The organism is Xanthomonas sp., from assembly GCF_017163755.1.
GTDB lineage: Bacteria > Pseudomonadota > Gammaproteobacteria > Xanthomonadales > Xanthomonadaceae > Xanthomonas_A.
On record NZ_JAFIWC010000050.1, the window covers coordinates 1 to 18236 of the forward strand.

15 protein-coding genes are annotated in these 18236 nt (G+C 67.8%); 8 read left to right on the forward strand and 7 right to left on the reverse strand.

Annotated features, from left to right (window positions below; all coding sequences use genetic code 11):
- Positions 1 to 160: 160 nt before the first annotated feature.
- Genes coaE through JR065_RS20945 form a run of 3 tightly spaced genes read right to left on the reverse strand, consistent with a single transcriptional unit; the run spans position 161 to position 2924 of the window.
- The gene (gene coaE, locus JR065_RS20935; RefSeq protein ID WP_206236434.1) at positions 161 to 781 is read right to left on the reverse strand and encodes a dephospho-CoA kinase; all 621 of its coding nucleotides are present in this window, start codon (positions 779 to 781) and stop codon (positions 161 to 163) included.
- 13 nt (positions 782 to 794) lie between these two features.
- On the reverse strand, positions 795 to 1658 hold the full coding sequence (locus JR065_RS20940; protein WP_206236435.1) for a prepilin peptidase: 864 nt from the start codon (positions 1656 to 1658) through the stop codon (positions 795 to 797).
- Between the two features lie 6 nt (positions 1659 to 1664).
- On the reverse strand, positions 1665 to 2924 hold the full coding sequence (locus JR065_RS20945; RefSeq protein ID WP_206236450.1) for a type II secretion system F family protein: 1260 nt from the start codon (positions 2922 to 2924) through the stop codon (positions 1665 to 1667).
- Positions 2925 to 3291: 367 nt separating this feature from the next.
- Here JR065_RS20945 and JR065_RS20950 point away from each other — a divergent pair, with 367 nt between their 5' ends.
- The 3 genes from JR065_RS20950 to pilB all read left to right on the forward strand — a co-directional run bounded on the left by JR065_RS20950 (position 3292) and on the right by pilB (position 6032).
- Positions 3292 to 3699: a pilin gene (locus JR065_RS20950; RefSeq protein ID WP_206236436.1), complete on the forward strand. Its 408-nt coding sequence runs from the start codon at positions 3292 to 3294 to the stop codon at positions 3697 to 3699.
- A gap of 160 nt (positions 3700 to 3859) precedes the next feature.
- A complete protein-coding gene (locus JR065_RS20955; RefSeq protein ID WP_206236452.1) occupies positions 3860 to 4234 on the forward strand; it encodes a pilin in 375 nt (124 codons plus the stop codon).
- Positions 4235 to 4295: 61 nt separating this feature from the next.
- A complete protein-coding gene (pilB, locus tag JR065_RS20960; protein WP_206236438.1) occupies positions 4296 to 6032 on the forward strand; it encodes a type IV-A pilus assembly ATPase PilB in 1737 nt (578 codons plus the stop codon).
- A 161-nt stretch (positions 6033 to 6193) separates the two neighbouring features.
- Here the strand turns inward: pilB and JR065_RS20965 are convergent, their stop codons facing one another.
- Positions 6194 to 7582, reverse strand: a complete 1389-nt coding sequence (locus tag JR065_RS20965; protein WP_206236439.1) for a sigma-54-dependent transcriptional regulator — start codon at positions 7580 to 7582, stop codon at positions 6194 to 6196.
- A 75-nt stretch (positions 7583 to 7657) separates the two neighbouring features.
- Positions 7658 to 9271, reverse strand: a complete 1614-nt coding sequence (locus JR065_RS20970) for a sensor histidine kinase (RefSeq protein ID WP_206236440.1) — start codon at positions 9269 to 9271, stop codon at positions 7658 to 7660.
- A 441-nt stretch (positions 9272 to 9712) separates the two neighbouring features.
- On the opposite strand from JR065_RS20970, the gene sucC reads away from it, so the two are divergent.
- The 4 genes from sucC (at position 9713) to JR065_RS20990 (ending at position 14219) form a co-directional block, all read left to right on the forward strand.
- A complete protein-coding gene (sucC, locus tag JR065_RS20975) occupies positions 9713 to 10876 on the forward strand; it encodes an ADP-forming succinate--CoA ligase subunit beta (RefSeq protein ID WP_206236441.1) in 1164 nt (387 codons plus the stop codon).
- Between the two features lie 176 nt (positions 10877 to 11052).
- Positions 11053 to 11928, forward strand: coding sequence for a succinate--CoA ligase subunit alpha (sucD, locus tag JR065_RS20980; RefSeq protein ID WP_206236443.1), 876 nt, complete (start codon positions 11053 to 11055; stop codon positions 11926 to 11928).
- A 283-nt stretch (positions 11929 to 12211) separates the two neighbouring features.
- Positions 12212 to 12565: a DUF559 domain-containing protein gene (locus tag JR065_RS20985; protein ID WP_206236444.1), complete on the forward strand. Its 354-nt coding sequence runs from the start codon at positions 12212 to 12214 to the stop codon at positions 12563 to 12565.
- Between the two features lie 16 nt (positions 12566 to 12581).
- Positions 12582 to 14219 (forward strand): NAD+ synthase, encoded by a 1638-nt coding sequence (locus JR065_RS20990; RefSeq protein WP_206236445.1) that lies wholly within the window; start codon positions 12582 to 12584, stop codon positions 14217 to 14219.
- A gap of 263 nt (positions 14220 to 14482) precedes the next feature.
- On the opposite strand, the gene egtD is transcribed toward JR065_RS20990, so the two are convergent.
- Complete coding sequence (gene egtD / locus JR065_RS20995) at positions 14483 to 15466, reverse strand: L-histidine N(alpha)-methyltransferase (RefSeq protein WP_206236446.1); 984 nt, start codon at positions 15464 to 15466, stop codon at positions 14483 to 14485.
- Entirely contained in the window at positions 15463 to 16752 is a 1290-nt protein-coding gene (egtB, locus tag JR065_RS21000) for an ergothioneine biosynthesis protein EgtB (RefSeq protein WP_206236447.1), read from the reverse strand. Before egtB ends, egtD begins: the two co-directional genes overlap by 4 nt.
- A 70-nt stretch (positions 16753 to 16822) precedes the next feature.
- Between egtB and JR065_RS21005 the strand changes: the two genes are divergently transcribed.
- Entirely contained in the window at positions 16823 to 18019 is a 1197-nt protein-coding gene (locus JR065_RS21005; RefSeq protein WP_206236449.1) for an aminotransferase class V-fold PLP-dependent enzyme, read from the forward strand.
- The last annotated feature ends 217 nt before the right edge of the window (positions 18020 to 18236 follow it).

Sequence of the window (18236 nt, forward strand, 5' to 3'; positions counted from 1 at the left end):
CAACGCCATCGCGCGTGATCGAGCGCCTTATGCCCCTCCTGGGATCGCTCCTGCATGACAGTTGACTCCTACAGGGGATGCAGTTGGCCAGGTCGGTGCACTGTGGGACTTTGGCTCCGAACGTCGTGCCCAAGCCGTCAGGTCCGCAGACCGAAGCCGGTCAAGCTGTCTTCGTCGCCGATAACGCGCGGTATTGCCGATCCAGCGCATCCGCCGCGTCCTGCAGCCGCTGGGCATTGCCGTCGTTGACCACCACGTCGTCGGCGATGGCGCGACGTGCCTCGCGCGAGGCCTGCGCCGCGATCATGCGCTCGGCCAGTTCCGCGGTGACGCCGTCGCGCCGCATCAACCGCGCGTGTTGCAGCTCGACCGGTGCGTCCACCAGCAGGATCCGGTCCAGCCATGGGTAGGCGCGGCGGCCGCCGACCTCGGTGAGCAGCGGCACCGCGGCGATGGCGTACGGGCTCGCCGCCTCGCGGCAGGTCCGTTCGAGCAGCAGGCGAATGGCCGGGTGGGTGATGGCTTCCAGGTCCCGACGCGCCAGCGGATCGTCGAAGATGCGCTGGCGCAGCGCGGCCCTGTCCAGGGTGGCGTCCTCGCGCAGGATGGCCGCACCGAAACGCGTGGCGATCTGCGCAAGCGCCGGGTGCCCGGGCGCCACCACCGTGCGGGCTGCCAGATCCGCGTCGGCGACGACGATGCCTTTGGCCTCGAAGCGGCGGCTCAGTTCGCTCTTGCCCGACGCCACGCCGCCCGTCAGCCCGACGATGAAGGCGCTCACCGGCGATTTCCGCTCAGCGCAGCCCGGAGAAGCGCAGGTACGCGTCGATCATCTGCGTACCCCAGAAGAACGTGATCCAGCCGGCGATGGCCAGGTACGGGCCGAACGGGATCGGCGTGGCCCGGTCGCGGCCCTTGGCGGCCAGCCAGATCGAACCGAGGATGGCGCCGACCAGCGACGACAGCAGGATGATCGGCAGGATGCCCTTCAGCCCGCACCAGGCGCCGAGCGCCGCCAGCAGCTTGAAATCGCCATGGCCCATGCCCTCCTTGCCGGTGATCTGCTTGAACAGCCACCACACCGACCACAGCGACACATAGCCGACCGCCGCGCCCAGCAGCGCCGGCTTGGCCGGCATGTACAGGTTGTCCATGCTGCCGATCAGCCCCAGCCACATCAGCGGCAGGGTCAGCTGGTCCGGCAGCAGCCGCGTGCGCAGGTCGATGCCCGACATCGCCACCAGGAAACAGCTGAACACGATCGCGCCGAAGCCCTGCCAGCCGAAGCCGAAGCGCCAGACGCTGGCGACCACCAGCAGGCTGGTCAGCAGCTCCACCAGCGGGTACTGGATCGAGATCGGCGCATGGCAATGCCGGCACTTGCCGCGCAGGGCCAGCCAGCTGAACAGCGGGATGTTCTCGTACCAGGACAGCTTGTGCTTGCAGTGCGGGCAGTGCGACGGCTCGACCACGATCCCCGGTGGCGGCGGATCGTAGATGTCCGGCAGTTCGAGGATCTCGCGCGAATCGCGCTTCCACTGCCACTCCATGCGCTTGGGCATGCGCAGGATCACCACGTTCAGAAAGCTGCCAAGCAGCAGACCCAGTCCGGCCGCGGCGGGATAGCCGAGGCCAGGATGCTGATCGAGAAATGCCATTAATGCTTATCCAACGACGGACGCCAGCTTGAAGATGGGCAGGTACATGCCGATCACCATGCCGCCGACGATGGTACCGATGAACACCATGATCAACGGCTCGATCAGGCTGCTCAGCGCGTCGACCGCATTGTTCACTTCCTGCTCGAAGTACTCGGCCACCTTGAACAGCATCGCATCCAGCGCGCCGGCCTCTTCACCGATGGCGGTCATCTGGATGACCATGTGCGGGAACAGATTGGCCTGCTTCATCGCCACGTTGACCGGGTAGCCCACGGAGACGTCGTCGCGCATGCGCAGTACTGTCTTTTCGTAGACGCTGTTGCCGGTGGCGCCGGCGACGATGTCCAGCGCCTCGACCAGCGGCACGCCGGCGCGGAAGGTCACCGCCAGCGTGCGCGAGAAGCGCGCGATCGAGCTGTTGTGCATGATCTGGCCGATGATCGGTACCTTCAGAATCAGCCGGTCCATGCCATGCTGCATCGCCGACGAGCGTTTGTAGGCGAAGACAAAGCCGACGATGCTGCCGACCAGGATGATCAGCAGCAGCCACCACCACGAGACCATGAAGCGCGACGCGTTGACGATCATCTGCGTGAACGCAGGCAGGTCGGCGCCGAAGCCCTTGAACACCTCCTCGAACTGCGGTACCACCCAGACCAGCAAAATAGAACTGACCAGCAATGCGACCGCCATCACCATGGCGGGATAGAACAGCGCCTTCTTGATCTTTCCCTTCAGCGCCTCGATGTTTTCCTTGTAGTCGGCGACTGTCTCCAGCACCGTTTCGAGCACGCCGGCACCTTCACCGGCCTTGACCAGGTTGCGGTACAGCTCGTCGAACTGGACCGGATGCTTGCTGATCGCTTCGTACAGCGACGAGCCGCCCTCGATGTCGGTGCGGATCTGGTCGACCATCTTCTTCATGCGCGGGTTCTTGTGCCCGCTGGCGATGATCTCGAGCGACCCGACGATGGGCACACCGGACTTCATCATCGTCGCCATCTGGCGGCTGAAGAAGGCGATGTCCTTGGCGCTGATCTTGCTGCCGGCGGCGCCGAACAGCGGCTTGGGCTTGGGCTTGACTACCGACGGCGTGATGCCTTGGCGGCGTAGTTCCGCGCGCAGCAGGTTGGCGTTCTTGGCCGCCTGCTCGCCCTTCATCTTGACGCCGCGCTTGTCCGTCCCCTCCCAGACAAACGGCACCTGTTGGTTGGTGTTGCGGACGACCGGCTCTTTGTTGACTGCGCTTCGCGTTGCGGACATCGGTGGGCTCCCCGTCCAGCCATCCCCAGGCGGACATGGCGCATGGTATCGGTTTCCGGCGCGTCTGGCATCCGGGGCGGCGGCCATCGCGACAGGCGGGCCAGAAGGCGGGTGTGACCAAAGACGTCACTTTATGACCTGGCGTGGCATAGCGGAAATCGCGTCGCAGATCGCGCATTTGCCCCTTTTCGCCCGCCGCCGATAGGGCATGATGCGCCCCGGGGAGTGCAGCTGCGGGTCGAAAACTTGGCACGCGGCCTGCTTGTATCACCCGCACGTGGCGCTCTGCCGCGCGGCGCTCGAGGGGATCGATGCCCCTGCGGGCCGAGTGTCTGCCACCTTTTCCAACCACCTCTAGGGGATTCACATGAAGAAGCAACAGGGCTTTACCCTGATCGAACTGATGATTGTCGTCGCGATCATTGCCATCCTGGCCGCCATCGCGCTGCCGATGTACCAGGACTACGTGGCGAAGTCGCAGGTCACTGCGGGCCTGGCCGAAGTCACGCCGGGCAAGACTCAGGCGGAAGTGCTGCTCAATGAGGGTAAGGATTTCGCTCTTGCCGCAGATGTTGGCCTGAACGTGTCCGATCGTTGTACGGCGATCGCTGTGGCCGGTGCGGCTGATACAGGCGTTGCTACGATTGCCTGCACGCTGGCCGGCAACTCCAAGGTTGCTGGTGAGACCATCACCCTGTCGCGTGAAGGCACCAATGGCACTTGGTCGTGTGCTACGACGGTTGTTGCTAAGTACAGGCCGTCCGGTTGCGAATAAGTAGCTCGTACGGCAAATAAAAAAAGAGGCCCCGCTAGCGGGGCCTCTTTTTATTTGGAGTTGGCACGTTTAATGCAAAGCATGGCTCAACACAGCTGGCTGAAGGAATGTCGTGACAATTACAAAGAGCAGCGCAGGCGGGTTTACGCTGATAGAGTTGATGATCGTAGTCGCAATCATCGCCATCCTGGCGGCTATCGCGTTGCCGATGTATCAGGACTACGTTGCCAAAACACAGGTCGCCGCGGCACTGGCCGAAATTCGCGCGGGCAAGACCACCGTCGAGAATGTGGCGCAGGAAGGGCGAGATGCGGCGCTGGTCGATGCCGATTACGCCGGTCTGGTGACTACTGAGCGATGTCCAATAGTGTCGGCAAACCTTACGGAGCAAGGGATTGGGATGATCTCGTGCACTGTCTCAGGAAACGGTAAGGTCAACGCTAGGCCGCTGGTGTTGCGGCGCAGTGCCGATGGCGTCTGGAGTTGCGACGGCAGCGCGTTCGACTCGAAATATCGGCCATTTGGCTGCGAATGATGCTGCTTCCATAGACAACAGGGTAGATAATTAGAATGCGGAAGAGCTAGGGTCTGATGACATGAACGCAATCGCTTCGCTAAATCTCGTTGGCATCACCGGCATCGCCCGCCGTCTGGTTCAGGATGGCGCGATCGAGGAAAGCGTCGCGCGCGCGGCCATGACTCAAGCGGCCGAGGCCAAAATCCCCCTGCCACAATGGTTCGCCGACAAGAAGCTGGTCAGCGCCGCACAGCTAGCGGCGGCCAACGCGGTCGAGTTCGGCATGCCGTTGATGGACGTCTCGGTTTTCGACGCCAGCCAGAACGCGATGAAGCTGGTCAGCGAGGAATTGCTGCAGAAGCACCAGGTGCTGCCGCTGTTCAAGCGCGGTAACCGGCTGTTCGTCGGGATCAGCAACCCGACCCAGACCCGTGCGCTGGACGACATCAAGTTCCATACCAATCTGGTGGTCGAGTCCATCCTGGTCGACGAAGACCAGATCCGGCGCACGCTGGAGCAGTGGCAGGCGAGCAACGACTCGCTCGGCAGCGCGCTGGGTGGCGACGACGACGGCATGGACAACCTCGAGGTCGGCGCAGGCGACGAGGACATGGCCGGCAGCAGCGACACCGGCGTCGATGCCAAGGGCGACGATACGCCGGTGGTGAAGTTCGTGAACAAGGTGCTGGTCGATGCGATCCGGCGCGGGGCGTCGGACATCCACTTCGAGCCCTATGAGGACGACTACCGGGTGCGGCTGCGCATCGACGGCCTGCTCAAGAGCGTGGCCAAGGCGCCGGTGAAGATGACCCCGCGCATCGCCGCGCGGCTGAAGGTGATGGCGCAGCTGGACATCGCCGAGAAGCGGGTGCCGCAGGACGGGCGCATCAAGCTGAACCTGTCCAAGAACAAGCAGATCGACTTCCGCGTCAGCACGCTGCCGACGCTGTTCGGCGAGAAGATCGTGCTGCGTATCCTCGACGGCAGCGCGGCCAAGCTCGGCATCGACAAGCTCGGCTACGAGCCGGAGCAGCAGAAGCTCTTCCTGGAGGCGATCCACAAGCCCTACGGCATGGTGCTGGTGACCGGACCGACCGGTTCGGGCAAGACCGTGTCGCTGTACACCGCGCTGGGCATCCTCAACGACGAGACCCGCAATATCTCCACCGCCGAAGACCCTGTGGAAATCCGCCTGCCCGGCGTCAACCAGGTGCAGCAGAACAACAAGCGCGGCATGACCTTCGCCGCGGCGTTGCGCTCGTTCCTGCGCCAGGATCCGGACATCATCATGGTCGGCGAAATCCGCGACCTGGAGACGGCCGAGATCGCGATCAAGGCGGCGCAGACCGGCCACATGGTGCTGTCCACGCTGCATACCAACGATGCGCCGCAGACCATCGCGCGCCTGATGAACATGGGCATCGCGCCGTACAACATCACCAGCTCGGTGACCCTGGTGATCGCGCAGCGCCTGGCGCGGCGGCTGTGCAACCAGTGCAAGCGGTCCACGCAGCTGCCGGAGAACGCGCTGCTCGCAGAGGGCTTTACCGAAGCCGAGATTGCCGAAGGCATCCAGCTGTACGAAGCGGTCGGCTGCGACGAGTGCACCGAGGGCTACAAGGGGCGTACCGGCATCTACCAGGTGATGCCGATGACCGACGAGATCGCCGCAATCGTGCTGGAGGGCGGCAACGCGATGGACATCGCCGCCGCGGCGCAGAAGGTCGGGGTCAAGGACCTGCGCCAGTCGGCGCTGCGCAAGGCGCGCGCGGGCGTCACGAGCCTGGCCGAGATCAACCGCGTCACGAAGGATTGATGGGGCCGGGATTGGGGAGTCGGGATTGGGGATTCGCAAGAGCAAAGCGGCTCTCGCTGCGGCCTTGATCCGGCTTTTCTAGTCAGGCTGGATTGGGGGATTGAGGATGGAGCGCGTCGCTTTTGCGAATCCCCAATCCCAACTCTCCAATCCCGGCGCCCCTACTCCATCCCCAGCTTCTTGAGCTTGTAGCGCAGCGCGCGGAAGGTGATGCCCAGCTGGGCCGCGGTGCGGGTCTTGTTCCAGCGGTTCTCTTCCAGCGCCTTCTGGATCGCGGCGCGTTCCAGTTGCTCGATGTACGACGGCAGCGCCGACGAACTCGGGTCGATGTCGACCACGCCCGGCGGCAGCGCCGGCGCGGCCTCGGCGGCGGCGCGGGCGCTGTTGCCCGGTTGCGGCAGGCCCAGGTCGCCGGCGCTGATCTGGTCGTCCTCGGCCATCGCCAGCGCGCGCTCGAGGATGTTCTCCAGTTCGCGCACGTTGCCGGGGAAGGCGTAACGGTTCAGCGCGTCCAGCGCGGACGGGGACAGCAGCGGGGTGACCCGGCCATGGCTCTTGGCCAGCCGGCTCAGGATCGCCGCCGCCAGCTGCGGCAGGTCGCCGCCGCGTTCGCGCAGCGGCGGCACGCGCAGCTCGATCACGTTGATGCGGTAGTACAGGTCGTGGCGGAAGCGGCCGTCGGCGACCAGGTCGGCCAGGTCCTTGTGCGTGGCCGACAGGATGCGCACGTCCACCGCCACTTCGGTGGAGGCGCCGACCGGGCGCACCGACTTCTCCTGGATCGCGCGCAGCAGCTTGACCTGCATCGGCAGCGGCAGTTCGGCGACCTCGTCCAGGAACAGGGTGCCGCCGTGCGCGGCCTGGAACAGGCCGGCCTGGTCGGCATGGGCGCCGGTGAAGCTGCCCTTCTTGTGGCCGAAGAACTCGCTTTCCATCAGCTCGGCCGGGATCGCGCCGCAGTTCACCGGCACGAACGGGCCGGCCGCGCGCCCGCCCTGTTCGTGGATGGTGCGCGCGACCAGTTCCTTGCCCACCCCGGATTCGCCGAGGATGTACACCGGCGCCTGGCTGCGCGCGACCTTGGCGATGGTGGCGCGCAGGCTGTCCATCGCGGTCGAGGCGCCGAGCAGGCGGCTCGCCTGCTCCGGCGGCGGCGCCGGCGGGGCGGGGCGCTCGGCGTTGTTGAGTTCCAGCGCGTGCTTGACCAGCCCGCGCAGGACGTGGATGTCCACCGGCTTGCTGACGAAGTCGAAGGCGCCGGCCTTCAGCGCTTCCACCGCCAGGTCCATGCTGCCGAAGGCGGTGATCATCGCCACCGGCGTGCGCGGGTAGTGGCGGGCGATCTCGCTGACCAGCTCGATGCCGTTGCCGTCGGGCAGGCGCATGTCGGTGATGCACAGGTCGTAGGGGTTGCTGGCCAGCAGTTCGCGCGCCTCGGCGAGGTTGGCGGCGGTGCTGATGCGCAGCCCCATCCGGCCCAGCGTGAGTACCAGCAGCTCGCGTATATCGCGTTCGTCGTCGACGACCAGGGCGCTTCGGGTTTCGTTCATGTCGGGAAAAGATAGCCCAGGTACGGGGTGCGGCGCCAATTTACCGGCGTTGGCGCGGCGAGGGCGGAGTGATTCTCAACCGGCCAGCATGTTGTGCGGCCCGGGCAGGATGACCCGGAAGCAGGCGCCGCCGGCCGGCACCGGCACGTACTCCAGCCGCGCCTGGTTGGCGCGGCACAGCTCGCGGGCGATGTACAGGCCCAGGCCGGTGCCGTGCTCGGAGGTGGTGAAGAAGGGGCGGAACAGCTGTGCGGCCACCGCCTCGGGAATGCCCGGGCCGCGGTCCATCACATCGACGATGGCGGTGCGTTCCTGGGTGGCCACGCGCAGCCGCACCCGCGCCGGCTCCTCCATCACCCGGCCGTACTTCAGCGAGTTGTGCACCAGCGCGGTCAGGATCTGGTGCAGGTGCTTGGGGTCGACCAGCGCGTGCACCGGCTGCGGGGCGAGGATCGCTTCCAGGCTGTCGGTCTCGATCGACAGGGTCTGCCGGTATTCCAGCACGAAGCGGCGCACGAACACGCCCAGGTCCAGGTTCTCCGGATTGGCGCGCTCGCGCCGGGCCAGGCCCAGCACGCTTTCGACGATGCCGTTGGTGCGCTGGCACTGCATGTGGATGATCTGCAGCAGCCGGCGGTCGGCGTCGCCGATCGCCGGCGACTCCTCGAGCAGCTGCGAGGCGTAGCTGATCGCCGCCAGCGGGTTGCGGATCTCGTGCGCCAAGCTGGCCGAGAAGCGTCCCAGCGCCGACAGGGTCAGCGACTCGGCGCGTCGCGACACCACCGTCGCGTCGTCCAGGAACACCAGCGTCAGGTCGCTCTCGCGCAGCAGGCGCGCGAAGCGCGGCTGCACTTCCGGCTGGTCGGGCGACAGTTGCAGCGGCGTCTCCTCCTGTTCCCAGCCGTTGCGCCAGCGCTGCAGGCGCCGCGCCAGCTCCGGTGCGGCGCTGGGCAGATCCAGGCGCCCGCTGCCGCTGTTGCCGTCGCCGTCGCCGAGCAGCGCCGAGGCCGCTTCGTTGGCCAGGGTCACGCGGTTCTGCGCGTCCACCACCAGCACCCCGGTGCGCATGCGGCGGATGATCAACTCGTTGATCTCGAACAGATTGGCCACCTCGGCGCCGCGCCGGTCGGCCAGGTTCTGGCTGCTTCGGGCGCGCTGGCCGATCTGGTAGCAGATGTAGGCCACGGCGAGGTAGCTGGTGGCGAACATCGCCAGTTCGGCCAGGCTGCGGCTGCTTTCGCCGCCGTCCAGCGAGGTCCACAGGTACTCCAGCAGGGTCGCCGCGGCGGCGACCAGCGCGATCGTGAAGCCATAGCGCAGCGACAGCAGCATCGCCGCGGCGGCGACGTTGAACAGCAGCATCATCGCGATGCCGGCGCTGGCGGCGGGCAGGGCATGGGCGGCCAGCGTGGCCGCGGCGATGTCGGCCAGCACGCTGAAGCACACGATCGCGGTCAGGTGGCGTTCGTTGCGCCCCCACATCAGCAACAGCAACGCGATCACCAGGTAGGAGACCGACACGGCGAACGCCAGCCGCGGGAAGCGCGGGTCGCCGACCAGCGAGCTCAACGGACTGAACACCAGGGCGGCGATCAGCCCGGCCACCAGCACCCGGTACAGCGCGAAGAAATACAGCTCGCGGCGGGGGATGGACTCGAAGCGGTCGATGAGCGAGGGGCTGGGGGACAAGCCAGGACTCCATCCGGGCGATAGACGGCGCGAGTATAGGCGCCGGGCCCGGCCCTGCGATGGCATCGGCGTGCGGGTGGCCGGGCGGCCTGCCATGGGCCGCTCCCGGTCATGGGGATCGGCATGGCCCGCGCAGCCGGGCCGGACCTGGGTGCCGAGGCCTGGCCGATCAAGAGTCGCCTCCCAGCCGGCCTACCAGCAACGCTTTCGATCGCCGCAAGCCGAGCACAACACCTAGGGGTGCGGGCCCGTCGCCCCTCACGAGGCCAGGGCGGCTCCGGACCGGTCGCCGCCTCCGCGCCCGTGCGACAGGCTCTCCTGCCTGGCGCTTTTGCGCCGCCGCCCCGGGTCGGCGACAATATGGCCCCCGTCCGCACCCTTCTGGCCGTTTCAGGGGCCAGGATCGCTGCGGGACGGTCGTTCCTCTTCCCACGGTGACGCATGAATTTCCACGAATACCAGGCGAAACAACTGTTTGCCGAATACGGCATCCCGGTCCCGGCCGGACGCGTCGCGTCCACGCCCGAAGAAGCTGTCGAAGCGGCCAATGCCCTGGGCAAAGGCCCCTGGATGGTCAAGGCCCAGATCCATGCGGGCGGCCGCGGCAAGGCCGGCGGCGTGAAGTTCTGCAAGACCACCGACGACGTCAAGGCCGCCGCCGAGAAGATGCTCGGCACCAAGATGGCCACCTACCAGTCCGCCGGCGTCGCCCTGCCGGTCAACCTGGTGCTGGTCACCGAAGCCGGCGAGATCGCCAAGGAACTGTACCTGTCGGTGCTGGTCGACCGCGGCACCCAGTCCATCACCTACATCGCCTCCAGCGAAGGCGGCGTGGACATCGAGCAGGTCGCGGCCGAGACCCCCGAGAAGATCCAGACGCTCAACGTCAGCTTCGTGGAAGGCCTGCAGCCCTACCAGGGCCGCGAGATCGGCTTCAAGCTCGGCCTCACCGCCAAGCAGGCCAACCAGCTCGCCAAGATCATGCAGGGCCTGTACAACCTGTTCAACGCCAAGGACCTGGCGCTGGTCGAACTGAACCCGCTGGCGATCCTCGACAACGGCGACCTGTACGCGCTGGACGGCAAGGTCAACTCCGACGACAACGCCACCTTCCGCCACAAGGACCTGGCCGCCATGCGTGACACCACGCAGGAAGACGAGGCCGAGGTGCGCGCGAGCGAGTACGACCTGAACTACGTGACCATGGACGGCAACATCGGCTGCATGGTCAACGGCGCCGGCCTGGCCATGGCCACCATGGACGTGATCGCGCTCAACGGCGGTTCGCCGGCCAACTTCCTGGATGTCGGCGGCGGCGCCACCAAGGAGCGGGTGACCGAGGCGTTCAAGCTGATCCTGTCCTCGGACAAGGTCAAGGCGATCTTCGTCAACATTTTCGGCGGCATCGTCCGCTGCGACATGATCGCCGAAGGCATCATCGCCGCGGTCAAGGAAGTGGACGTCAAGGTGCCGGTGGTCGTGCGCCTGGAAGGCACCAACGTGGAAGCCGGCAAGAAGCTGCTCGCCGAATCCGGCCTGGCCATCACCCCGGCCGACGACATCAACGACGGCGCCAAGAAGGCCGTCGCAGCCGTCGCTGCCTGACGCATTCCGGGTTCTGGACGGATCCGTACTCGGCCCCCTTGAGTCAAGGGGGGCGGCAACGCCGCGCTGCGGCGTTGCGGGGGTTGTGGAAGTACGCCTGAGCGGCGTTTCGCATCGCGAAACGCCGCGTCGTCCCGAAGCCGACCAAATAGCAGAACTCTCAAGGACTCAAACGCATGTCTGTTTTGATCAACAAGAAGACGAAGGTCATCGTGCAGGGCTTCACCGGCCAGCAGGGTACCTTCCACGCGACCCAGATGGTCGAGTACGGCACCCAGGTGGTCGGCGGCGTGACCCCGGGCAAGGGCGGCACCACCCACATCGAGCTGCCGGTGTTCAACACCGTGCGTGAAGCGGTCGAAGCCACCGGCGCCGACGCGTCGGTGATCTACGTGCCGCCGCCGTTCGCGGCCGATGCGATCCTGGAAGCGGCGGCGGCCGGCATCAAGGTCATCGTCTGCATCACCGAAGGCATCCCGGTGCTGGACATGCTGCGGGTCAAGAACGTGCTGAAGGCGCATCCGGACGTGACCCTGGTCGGGCCGAACTGCCCCGGCGTGATCACCCCGGGCGAGTGCAAGATCGGCATCATGCCGGGCCATATCCACATGCCGGGCAAGATCGGCATCGTGTCGCGTTCGGGCACGCTGACCTATGAAGCGGTCAAGCAGACCACCGCGGCCGGCCTGGGCCAGTCCACCGTCATCGGCATCGGCGGCGACCCGATCAACGGCCTGAACTTCGTCGACTGCCTCAAACTGTTCAACGAAGACCCGCAGACCGAAGGCATCATCATGGTCGGCGAGATCGGCGGCGACGCCGAGGAGGCCGGTGCCGACTACATCAAGGCCCACGTCAAGAAGCCGGTCGTCGGCTTCATCGCCGGCGCCTCGGCCCCTCCGGGCAAGCGCATGGGCCATGCCGGCGCGATCGCCTCGGGCGGCTCGGGCACGGCCGCCGGCAAGTTCGCGGCGATGGAAGCGGCCGGCGTCACCACGGTGCGTTCGCCGGGCGACCTGGGCGCGGCGATCGCGGCGCGGCTGGCCAAGTAACCGGTCCGCCGGTTGCCGATGATGTGAGCGAAGGCCGCCTCCGGGCGGCCTTCTGCTTTTCGGGTTTCGGACACGGTTCCGTGATCTGTCCTTCGAGCGCCTTCTTCCGTGAGCGGAGGGCGTGCCTTCAGCCCGCCGGGCGGAAGGAGGGCCGGTCTTCACTCGCTCCGCTTGCGGTAGAGGGGCGTGGGCGAGAGGCTTTCCTGACAAGACAACGCCCCTTACCGACAGTCTTCTCGCATCGCCCCGCTGCCAAGTTGTAGCTCCCTCCGCGCGAAAGCCCATGCGAGAACAGGCAAGGACGCGATTTGCGCGAGCCCTGCGCCGAGAACGCGGCGGCTGCGGAAAATCCACTCTGGTACCGCCTGCGCAATCGCTCGCTGCTGGCTGCAAGTTCAAGCGCCAGCGGCCGTGCATCGTCGATTTCGCCTGCGTCGAGCGCGGCCCGGTCGCGGAAGCCGAGAGCAGCCAGCCCCTCAACGCCCACGCGGCGCTTTCTGCGCCAGCGCGGTTCAAGCTGCTGCGCTTCTGGAATAATGAGGTGCTGGCGAACATCGACAGTGTTTGTGGCGCGACCGCCTCAGCGCTCGTCGACCCGATCGCTCTCCCTTTCTTCCTCTCGCTCGGGAGGACATAGAACAAGGCGGCTGAACATGTCCGATTCCCTTCGCATCGCCCTGGCCCAGTTCGACTTCCCGGTCGGGGCCGTCGCCCGCAACAGCGAGCGCATCGTCGAGATGATCGCGCAGGCCCGCGACGAATACGGCGCGGACATCGTGCTGTTCCCGGAACTGGCGATCAGCGGCTATCCGCCGGAAGACCTGCTGCTGCGCCCGGGCTTCCTCGCCGATTGCGAACGGGCGCTGCACGGCATCGCCGCGCGCGTGCAGGGCATCGTCGCGGTGGTCGGCTGGCCGCAGAGCGCCGGCAGCGTGGTCTACAACGCCGCCAGCGTGCTGCGCGACGGGCGCATCGAGACCACCTACCGCAAGCGCGAGCTGCCGAACTATGCGGTGTTCGACGAACGCCGCTATTTCGACGTGGACCCGGACGGCGGCGACTGCGTGTTCCAGGTCAAGGGCACGCCGGTGGGGCTGGTGATCTGCGAGGACCTGTGGTTCCCCGAGCCGCTGGCCGCCACCGCGCGCGCCGGCGCCGAACTGGTGCTGGTGCCGAACGCATCGCCGTACGAGCGCGGCAAGCATGCGCAACGCGACGCGCTGCTGGCCGAACGCTCGCGCGAGACCGGCGTGGCCTTGGCCTACGTCAACGTGGTCGGCGGGCAGGACGCGCTGGTGTTCGACGGCGCCTCGGTGGTGGCCGACGGCGACGGCACCGTGCATCCGGCCGCGGCCGCGTTCACCGACCAGTGGCTGGTGGTGGACTACGACACCGCCGCGCGCGCGTTCACCCCGCTGCGCTGGATCGACGACGGCGACGAAAGCATGGATGCGCTGGCCTGGCGCGCGGTGGTGCGCGGGCTGCAGGACTACTGCCGCAAGAACCGCTTCTCCAAGGTGTGGCTGGGCCTGTCCGGCGGCATCGATTCGGCGCTGGTGCTGGCGATGGCGGTGGATGCGCTGGGCGCGGACAACGTCACCGCGGTGCGCCTGCCCTCGCGCTACACCGCCGAGATGTCCAACGACCTGGCGGCCGAGCAGTGCCGCGCGCTGGGAGTGAAACTGGAGGCGGTGTCGATCGAGGCGCCGTTCGAGGGCTTCATGCAGGCGCTGGCGCCGCTGTTCGGCGACATGCCGGCGGACGTCACCGAGGAGAACCTGCAGTCGCGCAGCCGCGGCGTGATCCTGATGGCGTTGTCCAACAAGTTCGGCGGGCTGTTGCTGACCACCGGCAACAAGAGCGAGTACGCGGTCGGCTACGCCACGATCTACGGCGACATGTGCGGCGGCTATGCGCCGCTGAAGGACCTGTACAAGACCGAGGTGTTCGGCCTGGCGAAATGGCGCAACACGGTCGGTGGCGCGCCGGTGATCCCGCCGGCGGTGATCTCGCGTCCGCCATCGGCGGAACTGCGCGCCAACCAGACCGACCAGGACTCGCTGCCGCCGTACGACGTGCTCGACGGCATCCTGTACCGCTACGTCGACCAGGAACAATCGCGCGACGAGATCGTCGCCGCCGGCTACGCGGCCGAGGTGGTCGACCACGTGGTGCGGCTGGTGCGCATCACCGAATGGAAGCGGCACCAGGCCGCGCCCGGCCCCAAGGTATCGCGGCGCGCATTCGGCCGCGAGCGGCGCTATCCGATCAGCAACGGGTATCAGGCGTAGCCGGGAAACGACGCCGCGGTCTGGCGGCGCTTCGTAGGGATGCCCAGGGTTTGTCTGCCAGATGACGGTCGCGGTTGAAACCGCTCCTAAAAGGTGGCAGTGGTGCCTGGCCGAGGCACTGTAGGAGGGGCTTCAGCCCCGACAGCGTCCGCGGACAAAAGCACTCGGCAATGGGCGCTTTGCGGTGGATGATCGAGGCATCCGGGGCCACTGGATGGACGCGGCAGTCCGAGTCCCGAGTCCCCAGTCCCGAGTCCCGGCTTTCAAACCACCTGCAGCAAACGCAACCCGAACGCGTCGTCCTGCGCGTTCCAGCCGTGGCTCACGCGCAGGCCGGCGGCGGCGGCCATCTCGCCGAAGCTCTGGTCGGTGTACTTGTGGCTGTATTCCACCTGCATCGCTTCGCCGGCGGCGAAGTCGAAGCGGCGGCCGGCCACGCTGACCTGCTGCGCGCGCAGGCTGACCAGGAAGGTCTCGATGCGCTGCCGCTCCGGCGAGTACGTGGCGCGGTGGCGGAACTGGTCCAGCGCGAAGTCGCTGCCGATCTCGCGGTTGAGGCGGCGCAGCAGGTTCATCGTGAACTCGGCGGTGACGCCGGCCACGTCGTTGTACGCCGCTTCCAATGCCGCGGCGTCCTTGACCAGGTCGATGCCGATCAGCGCGCAGCCGTCCTGGCGCATCGTCGCGCGGATCGAGGCCAGCAGCTGGATGCCGTCCTGGCGGGTGAAGTTGCCCAGGGTGGAGCCGGGGAAGAACACCAGCGTGCGCCGCGCGCCGCGCTGCGGCGCCGGCAACGCCACCGGGGTGGTGAAGTCGGCGCACACCGGCAGCATCTGGATGCGCGGAAAGCGCTCGGCCAGGCGCGCGGTGCTGGACATCAGCATGTCGCGCGAGATCTCGATCGGGGTATAGGCCACCGGCGCGAGCAGCCCCTCCAGCAGCAGCTCGGTCTTGCGTCCGCTGCCGCTGCCCAGTTCCACCACGTGCGCGCCGCTGCCCACCGCCTGCGCGATCGACGGCATCCGCGCCTCGAGCAGCGCCAGCTCGGTGCGGGTGAGGTAGTACTCGGGCTGGCGCGTGATCGCCTCGAACAGGCGCGAGCCCTCGGCGTCGTAGAAGTACTTCGACGGCAACTGCTTGGGGCTGCGCGACAGCCCGGCGACCGCATCGGCGGCGATGTCGTCCGGCTGAGGATGCAGGTCGGTCAGTGCGGCTTCGGTCAACGCGCGGGCGGTCACGGCATTCATGCGGGATCCTTGGCCAGGCGTACGCCGGCGAACTGCCAGCGCGCATCGGAGGGGAAGAAATTGCGGTAGCTGGCGCGGACGTGGTCCTGCGGCGTGGCGCAGCTGCCACCGCGCAACACCCATTGCGCGTTCATGAACTTGCCGTTGTATTCGCCCAGCGCGCCGGACCAGGGGCGGAAGCCGGGGTAGGCCAGGTAGGCGCTGCCGGTCCATTCCCAGACGTCGCCGAACAGGTGCTGCAGGCCGGCATCGGCGTGGTCGCTGGATTGCGGATGCAGCGCATCGGCGTCGGCGAAGTTGCCGGCGATGCGCACGCCGGTGGCGGCCTGTTCCCATTCGGCCTCGGTCGGCAGCCGCGCGCCGGCCCAGCGCGCATAGGCGTCGGCTTCGAACAGGCTGATATGGCACACCGGCGCATGCGGATCGCGCTCGCGCCAGCCGCCCAGGGTGAACTCGCGCACGCCGTCGGCATGCCAGTACAGCGGCCGCTGCCAGTCCTCGGCCTGGCGTCGCGCCCAGCCGTCGCTGAGCCACAGCGCGACGTTGCGGTAGCCGCCGTCGTCGACGAACGCGGCGTATTCGGCATTGCTCACCGGCCGGCTGGCCAGCGCATGCGCCGGCACCAGCACGCGGTGCCGCGGCGACTCGTTGTCGTAGGCGAACGCCGGCTGCGCCGGCCACGCCGGCGCGCCGATCTCGCACAGCTGTTCGTCGCGCTGGATCCAGCGCAAGGCGGTGCCGGCGGCGCGGCGTTCGGCCAGGTCGGCGCGGTACGCCGGCGCCAGCGGATTGCTCCAGAACGCGTGCTTGATGTCGGTCAGCAGCAGTTCCTGGTGCTGCTGCTCGTGCTGCAGGCCCAGCTCCAGTACCTGCAGCGTGGCCGGGTCCAGTCCGTCGCCCTGCAGTTGCGCGAGCACGCGCGCGTCCACCTCGTCGCGGTAGGCCATCACCTGCGCCAGCGACGGGCGCGACAGCAGGCCGCGGCGCGGCCGCGCGTGCATCGGCCCGACGCTCTGGTAGTAGCTGTTGAACAGGTAGTCCCACTGCGGATCGATCGCGCGATAGCCCTCGCGCGCGGCCAGCACGAAACGCTCGAAGAACCAGGTGGTGTGCGCCAGGTGCCACTTGGCCGGGCTGGCGTCGTCCATGCTCTGCACCATCGCGTCTTCCTCGCTCAACGGCGCGGCGAGGCGGCCGGTGCGCTGGCGCACGGCGCGAAAGCGCGCCGGCAACGAGGTGTCGGAGGCGACGGGCGCGGGGGAAGCCGCCGGAGTGATCGCTTGCATCGGCCAAGCTTAGGGGACGAACGTGAACATGCTGTCACATGCCCTGGAACATCGCGTTACGCTAGCGCGCATGCTGCCTCTCCCGGTTCCCGACGCGGCGCCCGCGCCGCTGGTCGATCTCGCCCACGCGCCGGACGCGTTCATCCTGCCCGAGCGCGTGCGCTACCTGGACACCGCCAGCAAGGGACCGCGCCTGGCGCGGGTGCTGGCGGCCGGACAGGCGGCACTGGCGGCGTCGGTGGCGCCCTGGACGCTGTCGTTCGACGCCTGGCGCGCGGACATCGAGACCCTGCGCGCATTGGCCGCGGAGCTGCTGTTCGAAGGCGACGGCGACGGCGTGGCGATGGTGCCGTCGGCCGCCTACGGCCTGGCCACGGCGGCGCGGCAGTTGCCCTTGTCCGCAGGCGACGCAGTGCTGCTGCTGGACGGGCAGTTCCCGTCCAACCTGCTGCTGTGGCAGCAGCGCTGCGCCGAGAGCGGCGCGTCGCTGGCGGTGGTGCGGCCTGCGCCGGGGCAGGACTGGACCGACGCGGTGCTGGCGGCGCTGGAGGCGCAGCCGCAGGTGCGCATCGCCACGCTGCCCAACGCCTACTGGCGCGATGGCGCGTTGCTCGACCTGGACCGCATCGCGCCGCGCGTGCATGCCTGCGGCGCGGCGCTGCTGCTCGACCTGAGCCAGAGCCTGGGCGTGCTGCCCGCGCGGCTGGCGGCCTGGCGGCCGGACTTCGTGGTGGCGGTGGGTCACAAGTGGCTGCTCGGCCCGATGGGGCTGGCCTGGCTGTGGGCGTCGCCGCATTGGCGCAGCCACGGCCTGCCGATCGAACATCACTGGCAGGCGCGCGATCCGGGGGCGGACTGGCACTTCCCGGCCGAGGCAGCGCCGCCGTTTCGCGACGGCGCGCGCCGCTTCGACGCCGGCGGCGTCGCCGAACCGCTGCGGCTGGCGATGGCGACCGCTGCGCTGCAGCAACTGCAGCATTGGCGGCCGGCGTCGATCGCGGCGCGGCTGGCCGAACTCGGCGAGGCGTTCGACGCGGAACTGCAGGCCTGCGGCGCCGGCGACTGGATCGTGCCCGGGCACGCGCCGCACCTGCGCGCGCTGCGCCCGCCGCCGGCGGCGCTGCGGGCGCTGTTGCCGTGGCTGCAGCGCGAGCAGGTGATCTGCACGCACCGCCATGGCGCCTTGCGCATCGCGCCTTACCTGCAACTGGCCCCGGACACGATGCACACGCTCGCTCGCGAGATGGTGGCCGCGGCGCGCACCTGAGCGGCAGGCGGCCGCTGGTTCCGCAGCCGTTGCAGGTAGACGGCGTGGCGCGACTGAAGTCGCTCTCAGCAGGCGCTGCCCGGGGCTGGCGGGGATCACTTCAGCCCCGACAAGTCCTTCGGTCGGGCGCTGGCGGCTTCTTGTCGCGACTGAAGTCGCTTGTGTCTTATGCGGGTATACCGTTGAGGTGAGAGCGGAGTGCGGCAGGCCGCTAAGT

Coding starts and splice junctions, on each gene's coding strand:
- JR065_RS20940 (WP_206236435.1), bottom strand. CDS start 1,658: ATGGCATTTCTCGATCAGCATCCTGGCCTCGGCTATCCCGCCGCGGCC.
- JR065_RS20945 (WP_206236450.1), bottom strand. CDS start 2,924: ATGTCCGCAACGCGAAGCGCAGTCAACAAAGAGCCGGTCGTCCGCAAC.
- JR065_RS20950 (WP_206236436.1), top strand. CDS start 3,292: ATGAAGAAGCAACAGGGCTTTACCCTGATCGAACTGATGATTGTCGTC.
- JR065_RS20955 (WP_206236452.1), top strand. CDS start 3,860: ATGATCGTAGTCGCAATCATCGCCATCCTGGCGGCTATCGCGTTGCCG.
- pilB (WP_206236438.1), top strand. CDS start 4,296: ATGAACGCAATCGCTTCGCTAAATCTCGTTGGCATCACCGGCATCGCC.
- JR065_RS20965 (WP_206236439.1), bottom strand. CDS start 7,582: ATGAACGAAACCCGAAGCGCCCTGGTCGTCGACGACGAACGCGATATA.
- sucC (WP_206236441.1), top strand. CDS start 9,713: ATGAATTTCCACGAATACCAGGCGAAACAACTGTTTGCCGAATACGGC.
- sucD (WP_206236443.1), top strand. CDS start 11,053: ATGTCTGTTTTGATCAACAAGAAGACGAAGGTCATCGTGCAGGGCTTC.
- JR065_RS20985 (WP_206236444.1), top strand. CDS start 12,212: ATGCGAGAACAGGCAAGGACGCGATTTGCGCGAGCCCTGCGCCGAGAA.
- JR065_RS20990 (WP_206236445.1), top strand. CDS start 12,582: ATGTCCGATTCCCTTCGCATCGCCCTGGCCCAGTTCGACTTCCCGGTC.
- egtD (WP_206236446.1), bottom strand. CDS start 15,466: ATGAATGCCGTGACCGCCCGCGCGTTGACCGAAGCCGCACTGACCGAC.
- egtB (WP_206236447.1), bottom strand. CDS start 16,752: ATGCAAGCGATCACTCCGGCGGCTTCCCCCGCGCCCGTCGCCTCCGAC.
- JR065_RS21005 (WP_206236449.1), top strand. CDS start 16,823: ATGCTGCCTCTCCCGGTTCCCGACGCGGCGCCCGCGCCGCTGGTCGAT.